Below are 17,188 nucleotides of genomic sequence, written 5' to 3' on the forward strand. Positions count from 1 at the left end.
TCAATGGCTACGATTCTCGTGCGAAGGCCGTGACCGCCGGACGGCGGAACACCACCTAGCCGGGAGGCCGTTCGATGAAGGCGACCGCGGCGGTACTGCGTCGGTTGGACGGGTCCTACGAGCTCGAGGAGATCGTGCTCGCCCCGCCCGGTCCCGGCGAACTGCTGGTCCGTGTGGTGGGCGTGGGCATGTGTCACAGCGACCTCGTGCCACGGCGGCCCAAGTCGTTCGCGCCGCCGCCGATTGTCACCGGTCACGAGGGCGCCGGCGTGGTCGAGGCCGTCGGCGAGGGAGTACGGCGGGTGTCGGTCGGCGACCACGTCGTGCTGTCCTTCGACTCCTGCGGTGACTGCCGGAACTGTCGGAAGGGCCTGCCGCCCTACTGCGACACTTTCCTGGTCCGCAACATGTTCGGGCGGCGGGCCGACGGCACGACCGGGGCGCGCGACGCGGCGGGGAACGCGATCTCCTCGCGGTGGTTCGGGCAGTCGTCGTTCGCGACGCACTGCCTGGCCACCGAGCGCAACGCGGTTCTGGTCGACCGGGAACAGCCGCTGGAGAAGCTGGGGCCCCTCGGCTGCGGCATGCTGACCGGCGCCGGATCGGTGCTCGTCGGGATGAAGGTCACCGCCGGCGCCAGCTTCGTCGTGTTCGGTGCCGGCGCGGTCGGGATGGCCGCGATCATGGCGGCGAAGGTGGTCGGCGCGTCCCCGATCGTCGCCGTCGACCTCCATCAGCACCGGCTGGAGCTCGCCCGCGAACTCGGCGCCACCCACGTGCTGAACGGAACGGACGCCGACCTCGTGCCGCGGATCAGGGATCTCACGGACGGCGGTGCCGACTTCAGCTTCGACACCACGGCGAACGTCGAGTCGATCGCGAACGCGGTCGCGGTGCTGCGGATGGCCGGGCACTGCGGGCTGGTGGGCGTCCAGAGCCGACCGGTGACGCTGGGTCCGATGGCGCTGGTCGGCAAGACCGTGTCGGGGATCCTCGAGGGCGGCGCCGACCCGCACGTCCTCGTTCCCCGCCTCATCGACCTGTGGCGGCAGGGCCTGTTCCCGTTCGACCGGCTGATCGAGACCTTCCCGCTCGAGGCGATCAACGCCGCGGAGGAGGCGACGCTTTCCGGAAAGGTGATCAAGCCTGTGTTACTGCCCGAGAAGACGACCTGATGGATTCGACGCTCGTCGAACGCGGCGGCGGCCTGGTCACGGTCATCTTCAACCGGCCGGAGAAGAAGAACGCGCTGGACGGGACGAACTGGGCCGACCTCGCCCGGATCCTGACCGAGGTCGCCCGGAACCCGGCCGACCGGGCGCTGCTGCTGACCGGCGCCGGTGGGAACTTCTCCTCGGGCGCGGACCTGACCGGCGGCGCGGGCACGGAGGGCGGGGCCGGCGAGGCTGGCGGACTTTCCGGCCCCCGGCAGGCGATCCTGCACGAGATGCGCACCGCCGGCGACATCGTGAACCGGCTGCACCGGTTGCCGAAGCCGACCATCGCGGCGGTGGACGGTGTCGCCGTCGGCGTGTCGCTCGGCCTGGTGCTCGCCTGCGATCTCGTCGTCGCCAGCGACCGGGCCCGGTTCTGCGAGGTGTTCGCCCGGCGGGGCCTGTCCCTGGACGGCGGGACGTCCTGGAGCCTGCCCCGCCAGATCGGGTTGCGCCGGGCGAAGCAGATGGCCCTGTTCGGTGACTGGGTGAGCGCTCCGGACGCGTTGGCGTGGGGCCTGGTCAACGAGGTCGTGCCGGCCGACGAGTTGCCGAAGGTCGCCGCCGCGTGGGGCCGGCGGCTGGCCGCCGGGCCGACGACCGCGCTCAGCCTGATCAAGCGGCTGCTCGACGCGAGCGACTCGACCACGTTCGAGCGGGCGGTCGAGGACGAGGCCCGGGCCCAGCACATCGCCTACACCACGAAGGACGCGCGGGAGGGGTTCCGGGCGTTCGCCGAGCGCCGCGAACCCCGGTTCACCGGCGTATGAGCGTCGGTCTGCTGGCGTCCGCGACGCCCGAGCAGGAGCTGCTCCTCGACTCCAGCGCCAGGTTCATCGAGCGGACGATGCCGCTGCCGTCAGTCCGGGAGTTCGCCGCGGGCTCCGGCGGAGTGGACGCGCGCTACCTCGAAGCCGCGGGCTCGCTCGGCTGGTTCGGGATGCTGGTCGGCGAGGAGCACGGCGGCGGCACCGTGTCGGGCAACGGCCTGCTGGACGCGGCGGCGGTCGCCGCCGAGCGGGGCGCCGTCCTGCAGCCCGGCTCGTTCGTCGCGGCGAATGTCGTCGCGCACCTGCTGGCGGCCGAGGGCCCGAGGCACGGCGGGACCCTCGCCCGGCTGGTGGCCGGCCGGGGCCGGGCGACCTGGGTGGTGGGCGACGTCGCCGGGCTGACGCCGGGCGCCGGCGCGATCGTCGCGGGCGAGGACGGTGCCGGCGGTTTCCGCCTGGCCGGCGACGTCCGGCACGTACCGGACGCGGCCGACTGCGACCTGCTGGTCGTGGCCGCGCGCGGGCCGCGCGGGCTGACGCAGTTCCTGGTCACCGCAGACACCCCCGGAGTCCAGGTGCGGCGGATGACGAGCCTGGACATCACCCGACGGCCGGGCGCGGTGCGGTTCCACGATGTCCGGGTGGGCGCGGACGCCGTGCTCGGAGCGCCGGGCGACGCGACCGCGGCGCGGTTCGAGCATCAGGTCGGGACCGCCGCGGTCCTCACCGCCGCGGAGTCGGTCGGGGCGATGCACCGTGACCTCGCGGCGGCGGTCGAGTACGCCAGGACACGTATCGCCTTCGGACGGCCGATCGGCTCGTTCCAGGCGGTCAAGCACCTCCTCGCCGACCTGAGCCTCTCCCTCGAGATGGCGAAGGCGGTGGTGGCCGCCGCCGCGGAGTCGCTCGGTTCCGGGGCGCTCGGTTCCGGGGCCCGCGACGGGATGGATCTCGCGCACGCGGCGAAGGCCTTCGTCGCCGAGCAGGGCGTCGAGCTGGCCCACGGCTGTTTCCAGGTCTTCGGCGGGGTCGGTTACACCTGGGAGCACGACCACCACCTGTTCATGAGGCGCCTCGCCGCGGACGCGGTGGCGTTCGGCTCGGCGCAGTGGCACCGCGGCCGGCTGGGCGAGCGGATCGGAGTCGGTTGATGCGGGACATCGCACCGGAGCGTGGCGACAACGTGCCGGCGGAGCGTGACGACGACACGGCGGTGCCGGCTCTCGACGAGTACCGGGCGCGGGCCCGGTCCTGGATCGAGGCGAACCTCGAGCGACTGCCGGCCCCTGCCCCCCGCCGGGGCGGTACCGGTCCGGCGGCGATCGCGGCCGGGCGCGCGCTCCAGCGCCGGCTGCACGAGGCCGGGTACGCGGGGATCACCTGGCCGCGTGAGTACGGCGGCCAGGGCCTCGGGCCGCAGTACGAACGTGCCTTCCAGCAGGAGGCGCGCGGCTACCGGCTGCCCGAGCTGGGAATAGCCGGCGGCACCACGTTCGGTGTCTGCGCCATGACGATGCTCGCGCACGCGTCGGCGGACTTCCTGCGCCGGCACATCCCGAGGATCCTCTCCGGCGAGGAGCTGTTCGTGCAGTTCTTCTCCGAGCCCGAGGCCGGGTCGGACCTGGCCGGCGTGCGCACCCGGGCGGTCCGTGCCGGCGAAGGGTGGGTCCTCAACGGGTCGAAGATCTGGAGCAGTGGCGCCTACTACGCGGACTGGGGCATGTGCCTCGCCCGCACCGACTGGGACGTGCCGAAGCACCGCGGCCTGACGTGGTTCGCCGTCCCCGTCACCGCCCCCGGCGTGACCGTGGAGCGGATCAGGCAGATCACCGGCGACGCGGAGTTCTGCCAGGAGTTCTTCGACGACGTCGTGCTCGGCGACGGCGACGTCATCGGCCAGGTGAACGACGGCTGGACCGTCGCCCAGACCATGCTGATGTTCGAGCGCGGGGGAGGGCTCAGCCACGGCACCCGCACCACGCGGGCCTCGACCGGTGTCGCGCCCGACCTCGTCGAGCTCGCCCGGGCCGCCGGCCGGCTCGCGGACCCGCTCACCCGCGACCTGATCGTGCGCGCCCACGTCGACGACGTGGCGCGCCGGGCGTTGCTCGCGAGGCTCGGCGCGCGGATGCGGACGGATCCCGCCCAGGCGCTCCACCTCGCGTCCTACGCCAAGCTGGTCAGCGGCGTCTACGACCCGATCCGCGCCGACACCGCCATGCGCATAGGCGGCGCGGACGCCGTGAACTGGGACGCCGTGAACGGGGACGGGGAGCCCGGCGAGAGTCTCGGGAGGAAAGCCGCGGTCGGCTTCCTCAACAGCCGCTTCATGTCCATCGCCGGCGGCACCAACGAGATGCAGCGCAACAGCATCGGAGAGCGGGTGCTCGGGCTTCCCCGCGAACCGTCGTTCGACAGCGGCAAGCCGTTCCGGGAGGTTCTGCGGGACGCCCGCGGCTGGTCGTCGGACTGAGAGCAGCCCGACCATCGCGGTTACCCGACCATCGCGGCCACCGCGCCGCACGGCCGCCGCGCAGTCGCCCGTCAGGTTCTCGTCACGGTGGCGGAGACCGCCTCGAGAGCCGCGCGTCGTGCCCAGGTGTAGTCGGCTTTGCCGGTGGCATGGCGGCCGATCCGCGGGCACAGCAGCACCGCCTGGGGCGCCTTGAAACGCGCGAGCTGGCCGGCGACGTGCTCGCGAACCGAGGTGGGAGACAGCTGCGCACCCGTCCGGAGCTGGACGAGCGCGACCACCTCCTCGCCGTAGCGGTCACTCGGCCGTCCGACGACGAGCGCGTCGAGGATGTCGGGGTGCTGCCGGAGCACCTCCTCCACCTCCTCGACGAACACCTTCTCGCCGCCGGTGTTGACGACCATCGCGTCGCGTCCGAGCACGACGATGCCGCCGTCGCTGTCGTAGCGGGCGCGGTCGCCGGGAACCGAGGTCCGCCGGCCGCCGACGAGCGGGAAGGTCTGTTCCGTGCGTGTCCGGTCGCCGAGGTAGCCGAGTGGGATCCGGCCGACCCGTGCCGTCCAGCCGACCTCGTCGTCCCCGGGTTCGAGGAAGCGGGACCGGTCCGCGGACAGCACCGCGGCACCCGCGGCGAGCCGGAACCGGTGCGCCTGCCTGCCCGACGTCGACGTTCCGAACGCCATCCCGCCCGTTTCGGACGCGCCGTACCCGTCGACGACGGTGAGCTGGGGCAGCAGCTCGAGCAGCGCCTGCTTGAGCCCGGCACTGGTCGTCGCACCGCCGGTGCCGAGGCGTACCAGCGAGGTCAGGTCGTAGGAGCGGGCCCGGATCTCGTCCACCAGCGGCCGGGCGTAGGCGTCGCCCACGATCGACATCATCGTCACCCGCTCACGCTGGATGGTCCGCAGGATCGCGCGGGCGTCGAAGGGCCGGGAGTCGTCGTGCAGGACCACCGTGCCGCCGTTGACGAGCCCGGCGAACGCGGTCCACTGCGCGGCGCCGTGCATCAGCGGAGGAGCCGCGAACCAGACGCCCGCCCCCGTCCTGGCGATCCCCGCGATGACGTCGCGGGTGGCTCCCTCGGCGCCGCCCGCGACGCCGACGTAGACGTCCCCCTGACGCCACAGCACGCCCTTCGGTGTACCGGTCGTGCCGCCGGTGCAGACGAGGTAGAGGTCGTCGGGTGACGGGACGGGAAGATCGTGGACGCCCTGAGCGTCGGCGAGCGCGGACGGGAACGAGGTGCTGCCCGGCAGGGGGGCGACGCCGGAGCCGTCGTCGACGTCGATCAGCAGCAGTCCGTTGAGGCGGCCGTCGGGCCGGGCGTTCAGTCGGACGGCCTGGGCGACTTTCGGGCCCAGCCGTCGGTGGTACACCACGGCCTCGGCGCCGACCTGGCTCAGCAGCGCGCCGATTTCCCTCGGCGCATAGTGGTGGTTGACGTTGAACGGCACGGCGCGTGCCCGGAAGGCCCCGATCATCGTCTCGAGGTACTCGGGGCAGTTCGACATCACGACCGCCACGGTGCTCTGGCCGCACTCCCAACGCCGCAGCTCGTGACGTTCCCGCCGCACCCCGAGCCCGTGCCGGCGGAGGTACGCGGCGAGCCGCCGGGTGCGGTCCCGTACCTGCGCATAGCTGCGGCGCACGGTCGCCGACACCAGCATGTCGCGGTCGGGGGCCACGTCGGTGACGACGTCGAGCACGGCGGGTAACGACCACTCCTGGGCTGTCACGTGGCTCTCCCTCACCCGCCGGACGCGGTTCCGGCCCGCGCGTGGGTTGTCCGGTTGACGTGGCGTCCAATATCTCTAGATATATAGCCATGACGCAAGAGTCTGTCCCGTCCTACCACCCGAACGTCCGGGCGGACCGTGACGGATTCGTCGTGACCGTCACGATCGACCGGCCGGAGTCGAGGAACGCCTGCACGGGTGACATGTGGGTGGCGCTCGGGCGCATCTTCCGGGAGGTCGGGCACTCCGGTGCCCTCGACGACAGACCGCCCATGAACGCACCCGACGTGAACAGATCCGACTCCAGGCTGCCGAGATGTTCGCTCGCGGTACCAGCGACCCGCAGATCGCCCGGTGCTTGCGCGTTCACGTACCTCGGTGAACCGATGGCACCAGGTAGGGGGAGCGCGGCGACGAAGCTCCCCACTGGCAGGGGCGGCGGGGGAATTCCTCCGGACCTGTTTTCGTTCTGCGGGTTCGGGTAGGGACCCGTTTCCAGCCTCTTCCCCCAGGTCAGACCTGGGTATTCCCCTCGAATGGAGCGTATATGGGTGTATGGCCGCGTCTGGACGAGTTCCAGGTATTCGACCACGAGATTCGCCGTCTGCGGCGGGCGCGCAGCCTCAGGGGGGAACGCATCAGCAGGGCCGCGCTGCTGCGCGTTGCCATCGACCTGGCGGCGGCCCAGGCAGGCCGAGACGACATCGAGAACCTACAGCGCAGATCTTCCGACCATCCAGACTCTGGATGGTCGGAAGACCGGTAGCGCACCCCCGTGCCGGCGCATCACCCCAGGTCACAGGCCCAGGCCGACTTCTGGCACCCCACAGGATTTCGGAGTCCCACAGGCTAGTCAGGGACCCTCTCGCCAAAGACGTCCTTGGTCATCTCTTCGATCATCAGAATCCTGGCGCGTCGTTGATCGCCCGCGGTGTCAACTGCCTGGCCCTGATTATGGATGGGTCCGTGCGGAAGGCGCGTCACTCCGGCCTCAGCCACATCTTGCGGTGTCGCCCAGTCGGTCGGCTCCGGCAATCCCTTTTCCGCTAGCAGGGCCCGGAAAGACGGTGTATCGGTCTTGCCGAGAACCAGGTTGAGCACATCGACATTGTAGGGGCGCAGCTCGGCCCACAGGGACTCGCCGAAACACAGTTCGAAGGCTTTGCTTCCCGAGTAGGCCGCCATGAAGCTGCTGCCACCATAGGCTGCGCCGGAATTGACCAGCAGTAATCCGCCGCGACGACGCGCTCGCATGGATCCGCCGAAATGATGACACAGCTGCATCATCGTCAGAACGTTGATGCGCATCAGATCCAGCCAGGGTTTGACGTCGATGTCGAGGAAGTGCGCTCCGTTGGTGTCGGCACCTGCGTTGGCGACGTACAGCCCGATCTCGCGGTCGCCCACCGCTTCGATGACTTGCTGGGCGCCGTCATCAGCTGCCAGGTCCACTGACGCCGTGATGCATTCAACGCCGGTTTCGGCGCGGATCGAGTTCGCCAGGTCGTTCAACGGTTCCAACCGTCGCGCGAGAAGGACGGCGGGTAGACCCTCGGAGGCTATGCGGCGGGCGAATGCCTGCCCGGTCCCTTCGGAGGCGCCCGTGATGACTGCCCATGATCCGTACTTTTCTGCAAATGGCATGGAATTTCCTTCGGTAGCCCGCGGCTTCCAGCCGCCAGTGCTCGCGCTCACCAGGTTCGCCTTGTGGTCTCGCTCAGCGTCTGAAACCTTGGCGCGTGATAGAAAGACAGTTGAAAGTGCAGATGAATGCTGATACTCGACAACTAGCTACCAGCTTTCGTCGGATGCTCCCTTTGGTCTAGCCGCCGCGCAGTTCCAGCGGTTTCCGGCCGGATCGCGGAAGTGCGCCGGCCGCACTCCATCGACGATGATCGTGGTGAAGCCTTGGCCGCTTTAAACCACGAAATGCGGTGTTGCATCGACCGGAATGGGGGCCTCGCCGAAGTAGCCCGCACCGCGTACCCGACGGCAGTCGCCGTGTGCGTTGCACGCTCCCGGCCTGGCTGCGCATCCGCCGGTACGCAGCCAGGCGCCGGCTACCGTCGTCCGATCCCCTTGCCGCTCCTCCGTCACGTGCACGAGACCTACCTGCGCGGATGGGGCGGGAGCGGCCCTGCGGCCGGAGTCGGGGGACGACGCGGTGGGGCGGGCCACCGCGTCACTCCACGCCACGAGCAGCCTGCTCGAGCCCATCGACGACAATCAGAAAGGCTCATGGAGCCTCGGACTCCTGAGCGACGATCGCGTCGACGGCCGCCAGTTCCTCGGGGGTGAGCTGCCATCCGGCGGCGGAGGCGTTGGCGATGACCTGCTCGGGCTTCGTGACGCCGGTCAGGACCGACGCAACGGTTGGCTGGGAGGCGAGCCACGAGATCGCGAGCTCGAGCAGAGAGTGCCCTCGTTCCTCGGCGAAGGTTGACAGCTGCTCGACGGTGGCGAGCCGCTCGTCGGACAGCGGCGGGCGGCGGGCCATGATCCCCTGGCGGAGCATGGTACTGACCGGCGCGTCGGCACCGAGCCGTGCGTTCGGCGGCGGTGGTTCACCCCGGCGGTACTTGCCAGTGAGGAGTCCGCTGGCGAGAGGAAAGTAGGCAAGGACGGTCATGCCATTGCGCTCCACCGCCCCGAGCACGTCCTCGTGGGGGCGCTCCAGCACGCTGTACTGCACCTGACAGGACCGGTACGGCGAGAACGACGACCGAGTCGCGGTCTCGGCGGCGTCGTCCAGCATCTTGCCGCTGAAGTTGCTGCAACCGACCTCGCGCACCTTGCCGGCGCGCACCAGCCGGTCGAGCGCTTCGAGGATCTCCTCGACCGGTGTGGCGGGGTCGGGCTGGTGCTGCTGGTAGAGGTCGATCCGGTCCGTCCCGAGCCGCCGCAGGCTGGCCTCGACGGCAGCCACGATGCGCGCTGCGCCCCGCTGATCCGGGTCGGCCTCACTCTGGTTGAGGAACTTCGTGGCGATGATCGCCTCGTCCCGCCGCCGGCCGAGCGCCGCCCCGATCAGCTCCTCGGAGTGCCCTTCGCCCAGGAAGGACGTGATGCTGTATTCCTCGGCGGTGTCGAAGAGGTTGATGCCCGCGTCGAGGGCGGCGTGGACGATCCGATCGACCTCGCGCTCGTCGCAGCCAGCGCCGAAGAAGTCCGTACCGAAGTTGTTGCCGCCGAGACCGACGACGGATACCTCCAGGCTGCCGATGCGCCGAGGACTCACGCCGACGGCTCCGGGATCCGGTCGGTGCGCGGTCGGGCCCACCCCGGGCTGGTGGCCTGTACCGAGCGGCCGAGCTGTCGTCTCGGTGCGCGCCGGCCCTCGACCGTCCCTCATCGGTTGTCCACCTGGACGAGGAGCTTCCGGGCGGCGTCGACGCACCGGCCGAGCCGGTCGTGGGGACCGACACCGGCGTCGGCCTGCGAGCGGAGAGGCACCTCGAGTCCGATCACCAGGTGGCGCGGCAGCGCCTCGAGTATCTCGAGCAGTGGCAGCTCGCCGGCGCCCGGCACCATCCGTTCGAAACACGCCTCTTCCATGTAGTCGGGGATGGTGGGCACAAGCGGAGCGTCACTGAGCTGGATGTACCCGATCAGGTCAGGGCCGACGGCGGCGACCTCGGCCGGGCCGGAGCCGGACCGCACGAGGTGCATCGTGTCGAGGAGGAGACGGAAGTCCGGCCTCCCCACCGCCCGGGCGGCGGCGAGCGCCGTGGGGAGGTCGGCGATCGCGAGCCCGGGCGAGAACTCCAGCGTCGTCTCCAGCCCGAACTCGGCGGCCATCTCGGCAAGCACGCCGAACTGGTCGACGCTGCGGCCGAAGTCCGGATCGAAGGTGACGGTGTTGATCCGCTGGGCACCGAGCTCGGCCACGATGGCGACGTCGCCGGCGAGGTCACGGATGTCCATGCCGGGATGGAGCACGAACCCGTCGCCCAGCGAAACCGTCACGCCCCGATCGTGCAGGGCGGCGAGCGTCTCGCGCCGCAGGGCGAGATCGTCCCGGAGTGAGAAGGGTGGGTAGCCGTAGGGATTCGGTAAGGCGCTCAGGGCGAGCGCCACGTACTGGAGCCCGAGGTCGGCGGCCAGGCCGACGGATTCCACCGGCGGAAGTCCCATCACGCTCAGCGGCTCGATCGACAGTCGTTCCATCGTTCTCCCTCTCATAATCGCGGTCCTCGGGCCCCGCCGACCACGGCGAGGCTGGCGGTGACGCCCATGTGGCCCGGACCCAGGACGAGCAGTGATTCCCCGGGTTCCGCGGGGCGTACGAAGGTCGCCGAGTTGGACAGGCACTCGTAGACGGTGAGTTCGGTCGCCGGCAGGTCGTCGCGGAGCTTCTGCACCTCAGCGCCCGGCACGAGCTCCATGTAGTCGGCGTAACCGCCGAACAGCCCGGACGCCTCATCGACCGGGAAGTCGAACCCGTAGACGCGCGATCTCCCGTCGGCCGTCGCGACGTAGGAGCGGACGCCTACCCGGTCCCCCTCCTGCACGCTGAACTCCGCGGCCGCGGCGGGTGAGATCTGCTCGATCCGGCCGACGATCTCGTGGCCCGGAACCGTGGGGAACACGCCTCCCGACGGCACCGGCGCGTGGCCCCTGAACTGGTCGACGTCGCTGTGACAGATCCCGACCGCTTCGACCCGGAGCACGGCGCAGCCGGGCCGGAGCCTGGGCTTCGGGATCTCGCGGAGCTGCCAGGTCTCATCACCGTTGAACACGATCGCACGCGGCAACCGAGCCTCCCCAGTTGACTGAGCCAGTGTTACCTGGCGCGTGCCCGATAAGTTAGCACTTCTCTGGCACGTGCCAGGAATTTGTTATCGTCACCGCCGTGACGGTGGCTGGGCATCCGCAGCGGCGAACGCAGGTCGAGCGCCGCGCCGCGTCCGAAGCAGCGTTGCTGCGAGCCGCGGCCGAACTGATCGCGGAGCGCGGGTTCGAGCGGACGTCGCTGCGCAGCATCGGCGCGCGCGCTGGGACGAGCCGAGAGATGCCCGCCTACCACTTCGGGTCGAAAGAGGGCTTGATCACCCGGCTGGCCGAGCGCGCCCACGAGCGCACGCTCGAGGCAACGGCCGAGGCCCTCGAGCGCACCGACCGGCGAGCCGAGGAGCTCTCCGCCCTCGAGGCGCTTCGTGTGACGATCGAGACCTACCTCGAGGTCTTCGTCGCCGCCGACGCACCCGAGGAGCGCGCTGTGGTCGTGATGTGGGGCGCGACGTTCCCGTCCGACTCCCCGCTGCCCGCCGTCGTCCACGCAGACCGGCAAACACATCGCGACCTCGCCGAGACCATCCGAGCCGGTCAACAGGACGGATCGATCCGCGCCGACGCCGACGCCGACGCCGCTGCCGTGCTCGTCATGGGGATGGCCCGGGGCATCGCAGCCCTTTCCCTCGCGCATCCCGGCGCCGCCGATCCGGCCAAAGTCCAAGCCCTTTGCGGTGAGGTCATCACCGCATCGCTCCAAGACCCGAGCGCCACAGCGCCACGCGGCCCAGTAACACCGACCACATCCAGGCGGACGTCGCGGCCCGGCCAGTGAATGCCTGGCGTCTCACGCCCGCCCACCTGTGGGGCTCCAGAATCCGGGTTTCGGTCTGTGCGCTGGTCTTCTGTAGTTGGCGTGGTTGTCGGGGGTGTCGTCAGGCGGAGTTGCGGCACTCATTGATCAGTCCACCGAGGATGCGTGTGCGACGGACGGCCGAAGGACTTTCTCGCCGGTCTGGGCGGCTTCTCGGCGCAGGCCCAGCGGCGGATCATGCTCGAGAGCGCCTGGGAGCTGACACTGCGCTGAATGCGCACCGGTCGCGGTGCCTGCCGACCCACGCTGCGCCGGATCGGGTGCCCCTGAAACCTGTAGAACGTGGTAGTGGACAGCACCAACCCTGCGACGCAGGACGTCGGCCAGACGCCCAGGTATGAGCGTCCCCGCCGCCGTCCTGGCCGGCCACCGCGCCTCAACCGGCAGATGGTCATCGACGCCGCGATCGCCCTCGATCCGGACAGCCTTACACTCCAGGCGGTCGCCGACCGTCTCGGAGCGGACCGTAAGGCAGTCAGTTACTACGTGTCCGGTCGAGAGGAGCTCCTCGAGCTCGTCACCGCGCAGACCCTGGCAGCCGAGCTGGAGCACCTGCGTATCCCCGAGGACAGCTGGCAGGAGGCCGTCCGCGTCTACGCACGCGGGGTGCGCCGTGTGCTGCTGCGCGAGGCCTCGCTGTCGCTCCTGATCGACAGACTTCCCGGAGCCGGCGTCCTGGTTCCGGCCGACGCGCTGCTCGCCAGGCTGCTCGACGCCGGCTTCGACGAGACCGGTGCCAGCCATGCCCTCGCCCTGATCACCCGCGTGGTGTTCACCAACGCCAAGGACATTCTCTTCGCCGCACGCTTCGCCCGGCACCCCACGCTCACCGAGGTTCAGCGCGTCCTCGCCGAGCTTCCCGGCGACCGGCTTCCCCACCTGCGGCGGGTCCTCGCCCGGGAGCAGTCCCCGGACGACCCGCAGGAGTCACCCTTCGAGCTTGAACTCGAGTTCATCGTGGCCGGCCTGGAACGCCTTCTTGCCAGAACCCCGTCACCGGGCGGGAACTCCTGATCCGGGTGGCGGATCGGCGTCGCTGTCAGCTCCGGCGTCGGCGTCGGTAACAGGTCGGGCGGTCTCCTCGCCAGGACCATGATCGCTGTGGGATGGGCCGGGCGGGTCCGGTCCCGCTGGCCCTGGAAGGACGCCGGCCATGCCGACGGGGTGACTCGCGAGGAGGTCGGCCCGGGTTACCGCCGCCGCGGCCAGCGAACCACCGACCGCGTTCTCCATGCGGACCTCGCAGCCGCCTTCCATCAGCGTCACCCCAGGCCGGCAAGGGCAGCGCGTTCGACTCCCCGAGTCTCCGGACCTGCGGGAGCGAATCATCCCGGCCTGGCCGCTGGAGTGACTGCGGTTGACTGGCGCGGCACTCCGCCCGCAACCTCGTGTCCGGGACGGGCGCGGCCGGGAACTGCCGCTGCGGGCATCGGTGCCACGCGCCGGCGACTCTGTCGCCGTCGATCCGCTTCACGACCTCTCCGTGCTCCAGCACGGCCACTCGATGCGAAGCGTGCCGCACCACCGCGAGGTCGTGGGAGATGAACACGTAGGCGACGCCGGTGGTGTTCTGGAGCTCCACGAGCAGGTCGAGGACCGCCCACTGGGACGGCGGGTCGAGGGCCGACACCGGGTCGTCGCAGATGATCAGCTCGGGGGAGAGGGCCATCGCGCGGGCGACGGCGAGGCACTGACGCTGGCCGCCCGAGAACTCGCGTGGTAGCCGTCGGCCCGCACTCGCCGGGAGACCGACCTGGTCCAGCAGCTCCCGCACCCGTCGGGCAGCCGCGGCGACCGGGACCCGCTGGGCGCGCAGTGGCTCGGCAAGGGACGTCTCAACCGTCAGCGCCGGATCGAGCGAGCTGTACGGGTCATGGAGAACAGCCTGGATCTTGTCTGCGAGGCGCTGCCGCCTGCCCCGGGACAGCCGGACGATGTCCTGCCCTTTGAGACGGATCGAACCCGAGGTCACCGGTGCGAGCCCCAGCACCGCACGGCTGAGCGTGGTCTTGCCGGATCCGGACTCGCCCACGATGCCTAAACACTCGCCAGGGCGGACGTCGACCGACACACCCCTCAGTGCTCGGACCGGGCTCTTGCGAAAACCTCTGACCGGATAGTCGACCACGAGGTCTTCGACATCGAGCAGTGTGCTCACGTCTCGGCCTTTCGGATGCGCGGATCTTAGGTCGTGGAGAGCGGGTTCCCGGGACCGGACTTATTCCCTGCCGGGAGAAATTAAGGTACACGCAGCCGTAGGTCAAGGGACGCATCGGTACCCGAGGGCCCCGCCGGGAGGCCCCTCGGTGTGGATGCGTCGCTCAGTCGTCACCCTGTGCTGTGGATGGGGTGCGCGTGGGTCTGCCGTCGCGGTTACGCCCGGGGAAGGCTGAGGAGTTGCCGGCCGATGATGCCGCGGATGATTTCTGAGGCGCCACCGGAGATGGTCAGGGCACGACCCCAGAGATAGTTGTGATACCAGCGGTCGGCGACCTCGTGGCCGCTGTCGTCGATGGACGTCGACGAGGTGAGAAGCTGCATCGCCACGGCCACCGCCGCGTCGGGCCGCAGGCCGACGCCCCCCTTCGCCTCGGGGACGCAGAAGCCGGTCACACCGAGCTCCGCGAGGGTGCTCCACCCCTCGCGCGCCAGTCAGCCGCCGGCATCGACGGGAGTTCCTGGTGAGCGGTTCCCAGCGTCCCGCGTAGCGCGTCGCGCAGCTGGCGGATCTCCTCGGCGGCGCCGGTGGTGATCAGAACAGCATCAGCTCCCGCTTGGGCCCGGAACCTCAGTTTCGACGTCGACTTCGATATTCTGAGATGATGTTGAGCCCACCGTCAAGCAGCGACCACGGACCCTGGACACGGGGTCGGTGCTGCCCGACGGTCAGACGCGTCGGCGAATTCCGAGCGCGTTCGTCCAGAGGATGGTGAGCTGTTGCACCGCCGTGTCGAGATCGAAACGGGAGCTGTTCTCCGTGTTGAACAGGAGGTCCGCGAAGTAGGCGACCATGCCGCCGAGCGCCTGCGCGGCGTACGCGGGGTCGACGTTGCGGTCGGCGAGGTCGGCGTCCTGGAGTATTCTCACCCGTCGCTCGATGGCGTGAGCGAAAACCTCGTGGCGTTGCAGGCGGATCTTGAGGACGTCGTTGTCGAAAGTGGCGACCTGCTGGATGACCTGCATTATCTTGGCATTTGCGGCGTACGTTTCCAGATAATGGCGGTTGGCCGCGCGGATGCGTTCGATGGGATCGGTGGCGGAACCAGTCGGCTCGGGAGTGAGGAGATCGAGCTCGACAGAGTCGACCACTTCCCGGAAGATCTCCTCCTTGGAGACGAAGTACGTGTAGAACGACCCGTGGGAGAATCCGGCCAGATCGCAGATGTCGGCCACCCTGGCATGGAGGAAGCCGTCGCGCTCGAACACGACGCGGGCCGCATCGACGAGCTGGCTCCGGCTCTGACGACCTCGGCGGGTGCGCCCGGTACCGCGACGTTTGCCTACTTCAACCTCTTCGCGTCGCGCACGAGGGGCATTCGGCAGCGCGGTCCCGTGTTGGGTACGTTCAGGCACGGTGGGTCCTCTCGGCGCGTGTCAACCGGCTCTGCTGGCTCGCGCCGGAACCTGATGAGCGGATGACGGGTCTGGGGGGCGCTGCCGGCACCTCGTGGCGCCGTCGGGCCCGGTCGCTGCCGCTCCCGCTCCAGCCGTGCAGGCCGGACGGCAAGTCTGCCACGACTGCGGTCCCGCGCCACGCTCGCTCCACCTCCATGATGCCTGTGCTGTGTTCCACGCTCCGCCAACATCTAGCTTGACGTCGACCTCGACATCAACCTTGACATCGATATTTCCGATGTGACGATGTCGTGGATGTGATGCCTGCCATGGTTGGGGCTCGCCGGGCAGGTGATCGCGATGGTGTGAACCCTCGACCGCCAGAAGGCGGCATGTGGGTCGAGGGCGATGTGCACCGGTTGGGCCGCGGGGCTTTGCGACCCAACCGGCGGTCGTGGTGGTCAGTGATCCCGCAGCCGCGCTGCCAGGTCGCTGTCCTTCGCTGGTGACTCCATGACGAGCCGGGATCGGACGACCTTCCCGGATGCGGTGCGGGGGAGCGGGCCGTCCCAGCGCACGAGTTGCTCCGGTCCGGATGGACCGCTTGGCCCCACCGCAAGAAACATCGACGTCGACATTGACATTTGTGACCGTAACGGCCGCGTGTCGTCAGGGCAAGCGGACCGCTTCTGTCGGGGAGTCCCGGCTTGAGGTGCGTCACCGGCTCGGTGGCGGCCCGGTAGTGGCGCCAGTGGCAGGAAACTCGAAATTGACATCGAAGTTACATGCGGGCTATGGTCCGCGCGTGTCAGTGCCGAAGGTCGCGCTCGGGCTCAGCCTTGCCGGAATCCACGGGGACGCGGCGTCACTCGCCGATGTCGCCCGGCGGGCCGAGCGGTCGGGATATGACTTCCGTGTGGACGGGTGAGGCGTGGGGGAGCGACGCGTTCACGCCGCTGGCCTACGTCGCCGCGGTCACCAGTCGTCTCAGGCTCGGTACCGCCATCGCGCAGATGCCGGCGCGTACTCCGGCCACCACGGCGATGACGGTGCTGACGCTGCAGCAGCTTTCCCAGGGGCGCGTCCTGCTCGGGCTCGGTGCGTCCGGGCCACAGGTCGTCGAGGGGTGGCACGGCGTGCCCTACCGCCCTCCGGTGCGGATGACGCGTGAGTACCTCGCCGTGTTGCGCAAGGCCCTGGCCGCGACCGAGCGGCTCGAGTTCTCCGGCTCGGTCTACACCGTTCCCTACACCGGCCCGGACTCCACCGGGCAGGGGCGTCCGCTGCGCTCCACGATGCCGGCCGCCGCGGACACTCCCATTCTCATCGCCGCCCTGGGGCCGAAGAACGTCGCCATGGCCGTGGCGGAGGCCGACGGCCTGCTCCTGTACCTGTGGAGCCCGACGCGCTGGAGCGGTGCCTGGGGGGAGGCACTGGAGAAGGCACCCGAGGGATTCCAGGTGGCCCCCACTGTCCTCGCCTGCGTCGGGGACGATCTCGACGACTGCCGTGACCAGGTACGCCCGCGTATCGCGCTGCACATCGGGGGCATGGGCTCCAGGTCCAGGAACTTCTACGCCTCGCTGGTCTCCCGCTACGGGTACGCCGACGAGGCCAGCCGCATCCAGGACCTCTACCTGGGTGGCGACCGCGCGGCGGCCTGCGCCGCCGTTCCCGACGAGCTGGTCGACGATCTGGCGCTCGTGGGTCCGCCCACCCGGATCGCCGACCAGCTCGCCGCGTGGCGGGACAGCCCGATCACCACACTGATCGTGGAGCCGACCGACCTCGTCATGGTGGAGCCCATCGCCAGCCTGTGGTGACCGCCGAAGGAG

Annotated in this window: 17 protein-coding genes; 8 read left to right on the top strand and 9 right to left on the bottom strand. The window is 70.0% G+C overall.

Annotation, left to right across the window (positions count from 1 at the left end):
- Positions 1-74: 74 nt before the first annotated feature.
- From AC559T_RS13890 to AC559T_RS13905, 4 genes are read left to right on the top strand one after another with little or no spacing between them, the layout of a single operon-like run.
- Positions 75-1,175, top strand: a complete 1,101-nt coding sequence (locus tag AC559T_RS13890; RefSeq protein WP_112106614.1) for an NAD(P)-dependent alcohol dehydrogenase — start codon at positions 75-77, stop codon at positions 1,173-1,175.
- A complete protein-coding gene (locus tag AC559T_RS13895) occupies positions 1,175-1,984 on the top strand; it encodes an enoyl-CoA hydratase/isomerase family protein (protein WP_112106615.1) in 810 nt (269 codons plus the stop codon). Before AC559T_RS13890 ends, AC559T_RS13895 begins: the two co-directional genes overlap by 1 nt.
- Positions 1,981-3,135 (top strand): acyl-CoA dehydrogenase family protein, encoded by a 1,155-nt coding sequence (locus tag AC559T_RS13900; protein ID WP_498868953.1) that lies wholly within the window; start codon positions 1,981-1,983, stop codon positions 3,133-3,135. Before AC559T_RS13895 ends, AC559T_RS13900 begins: the two co-directional genes overlap by 4 nt.
- Positions 3,135-4,457 (top strand): acyl-CoA dehydrogenase family protein, encoded by a 1,323-nt coding sequence (locus AC559T_RS13905; RefSeq protein WP_498868954.1) that lies wholly within the window; start codon positions 3,135-3,137, stop codon positions 4,455-4,457. Before AC559T_RS13900 ends, AC559T_RS13905 begins: the two co-directional genes overlap by 1 nt.
- Before the next feature lie 71 nt (positions 4,458-4,528).
- Here AC559T_RS13905 and AC559T_RS13910 read toward each other — a convergent pair whose 3' ends face one another.
- The 6 genes from AC559T_RS13910 to AC559T_RS13935 form a co-directional block, all read right to left on the bottom strand.
- A complete protein-coding gene (locus AC559T_RS13910; RefSeq protein WP_498868955.1) occupies positions 4,529-6,193 on the bottom strand; it encodes an AMP-binding protein in 1,665 nt (554 codons plus the stop codon).
- Positions 6,194-6,305: 112 nt separating this feature from the next.
- Positions 6,306-6,563 (bottom strand): hypothetical protein, encoded by a 258-nt coding sequence (locus AC559T_RS13915; protein WP_498868956.1) that lies wholly within the window; start codon positions 6,561-6,563, stop codon positions 6,306-6,308.
- A gap of 479 nt (positions 6,564-7,042) precedes the next feature.
- Positions 7,043-7,888 (bottom strand): SDR family NAD(P)-dependent oxidoreductase, encoded by an 846-nt coding sequence (locus tag AC559T_RS13920; RefSeq protein ID WP_498868957.1) that lies wholly within the window; start codon positions 7,886-7,888, stop codon positions 7,043-7,045.
- Between the two features lie 541 nt (positions 7,889-8,429).
- Positions 8,430-9,431 carry an aldo/keto reductase gene (locus AC559T_RS13925; RefSeq protein WP_498868958.1) on the bottom strand — a complete coding sequence of 334 codons (1,002 nt, stop codon included), beginning with the start codon at positions 9,429-9,431 and terminating at the stop codon, positions 8,430-8,432.
- Between the two features lie 110 nt (positions 9,432-9,541).
- Entirely contained in the window at positions 9,542-10,360 is an 819-nt protein-coding gene (locus AC559T_RS13930) for a sugar phosphate isomerase/epimerase family protein (RefSeq protein ID WP_498868959.1), read from the bottom strand.
- An 11-nt stretch (positions 10,361-10,371) separates the two neighbouring features.
- Positions 10,372-10,947 carry an alcohol dehydrogenase catalytic domain-containing protein gene (locus AC559T_RS13935; RefSeq protein WP_498868960.1) on the bottom strand — a complete coding sequence of 192 codons (576 nt, stop codon included), beginning with the start codon at positions 10,945-10,947 and terminating at the stop codon, positions 10,372-10,374.
- A 98-nt stretch (positions 10,948-11,045) separates the two neighbouring features.
- On the opposite strand from AC559T_RS13935, the gene AC559T_RS13940 reads away from it, so the two are divergent.
- Positions 11,046-11,759, top strand: a complete 714-nt coding sequence (locus AC559T_RS13940) for a TetR/AcrR family transcriptional regulator (RefSeq protein ID WP_306769325.1) — start codon at positions 11,046-11,048, stop codon at positions 11,757-11,759.
- 327 nt (positions 11,760-12,086) lie between these two features.
- Complete coding sequence (locus AC559T_RS13945) at positions 12,087-12,812, top strand: TetR/AcrR family transcriptional regulator C-terminal domain-containing protein (protein ID WP_131627085.1); 726 nt, start codon at positions 12,087-12,089, stop codon at positions 12,810-12,812.
- A gap of 25 nt (positions 12,813-12,837) precedes the next feature.
- Here AC559T_RS13945 and AC559T_RS13950 read toward each other — a convergent pair whose 3' ends face one another.
- From AC559T_RS13950 to AC559T_RS13960, 3 genes are all read right to left on the bottom strand, one after another.
- Positions 12,838-13,956: an ABC transporter ATP-binding protein gene (locus tag AC559T_RS13950; RefSeq protein ID WP_498868961.1), complete on the bottom strand. Its 1,119-nt coding sequence runs from the start codon at positions 13,954-13,956 to the stop codon at positions 12,838-12,840.
- A gap of 215 nt (positions 13,957-14,171) precedes the next feature.
- A complete protein-coding gene (locus AC559T_RS13955; protein WP_498868962.1) occupies positions 14,172-14,411 on the bottom strand; it encodes a hypothetical protein in 240 nt (79 codons plus the stop codon).
- Between the two features lie 273 nt (positions 14,412-14,684).
- Positions 14,685-15,371 (bottom strand): TetR/AcrR family transcriptional regulator, encoded by a 687-nt coding sequence (locus tag AC559T_RS13960; RefSeq protein ID WP_112108355.1) that lies wholly within the window; start codon positions 15,369-15,371, stop codon positions 14,685-14,687.
- Between the two features lie 787 nt (positions 15,372-16,158).
- Here AC559T_RS13960 and AC559T_RS13965 point away from each other — a divergent pair.
- Together AC559T_RS13965 and AC559T_RS13970 are read left to right on the top strand one after the other, a co-directional pair.
- Positions 16,159-16,281, top strand: coding sequence for a hypothetical protein (locus tag AC559T_RS13965; RefSeq protein WP_498868963.1), 123 nt, complete (start codon positions 16,159-16,161; stop codon positions 16,279-16,281).
- Entirely contained in the window at positions 16,259-17,176 is a 918-nt protein-coding gene (locus tag AC559T_RS13970; protein WP_498868964.1) for an LLM class F420-dependent oxidoreductase, read from the top strand. The genes AC559T_RS13965 and AC559T_RS13970 overlap by 23 nt, the downstream gene beginning before the upstream one ends.
- Positions 17,177-17,188: the final 12 nt, after the last annotated feature.

The sequence above is a fragment of the Frankia sp. Hr75.2 genome, from assembly GCF_949319125.1.
GTDB classification, from domain to species: domain Bacteria; phylum Actinomycetota; class Actinomycetes; order Frankiales; family Frankiaceae; genus Parafrankia; species Parafrankia soli.

Excerpts from the sequence above, each read along its gene's own strand:
- AC559T_RS13890 (WP_112106614.1), top strand. The coding sequence starts at position 75 with ATGAAGGCGACCGCGGCGGTACTGCGTCGGTTGGACGGGTCCTACGAG.
- AC559T_RS13895 (WP_112106615.1), top strand. The coding sequence starts at position 1,175 with ATGGATTCGACGCTCGTCGAACGCGGCGGCGGCCTGGTCACGGTCATC.
- AC559T_RS13900 (WP_498868953.1), top strand. The coding sequence starts at position 1,981 with ATGAGCGTCGGTCTGCTGGCGTCCGCGACGCCCGAGCAGGAGCTGCTC.
- AC559T_RS13905 (WP_498868954.1), top strand. The coding sequence starts at position 3,135 with ATGCGGGACATCGCACCGGAGCGTGGCGACAACGTGCCGGCGGAGCGT.
- AC559T_RS13930 (WP_498868959.1), bottom strand. The coding sequence starts at position 10,360 with ATGGAACGACTGTCGATCGAGCCGCTGAGCGTGATGGGACTTCCGCCG.
- AC559T_RS13970 (WP_498868964.1), top strand. The coding sequence starts at position 16,259 with ATGACTTCCGTGTGGACGGGTGAGGCGTGGGGGAGCGACGCGTTCACG.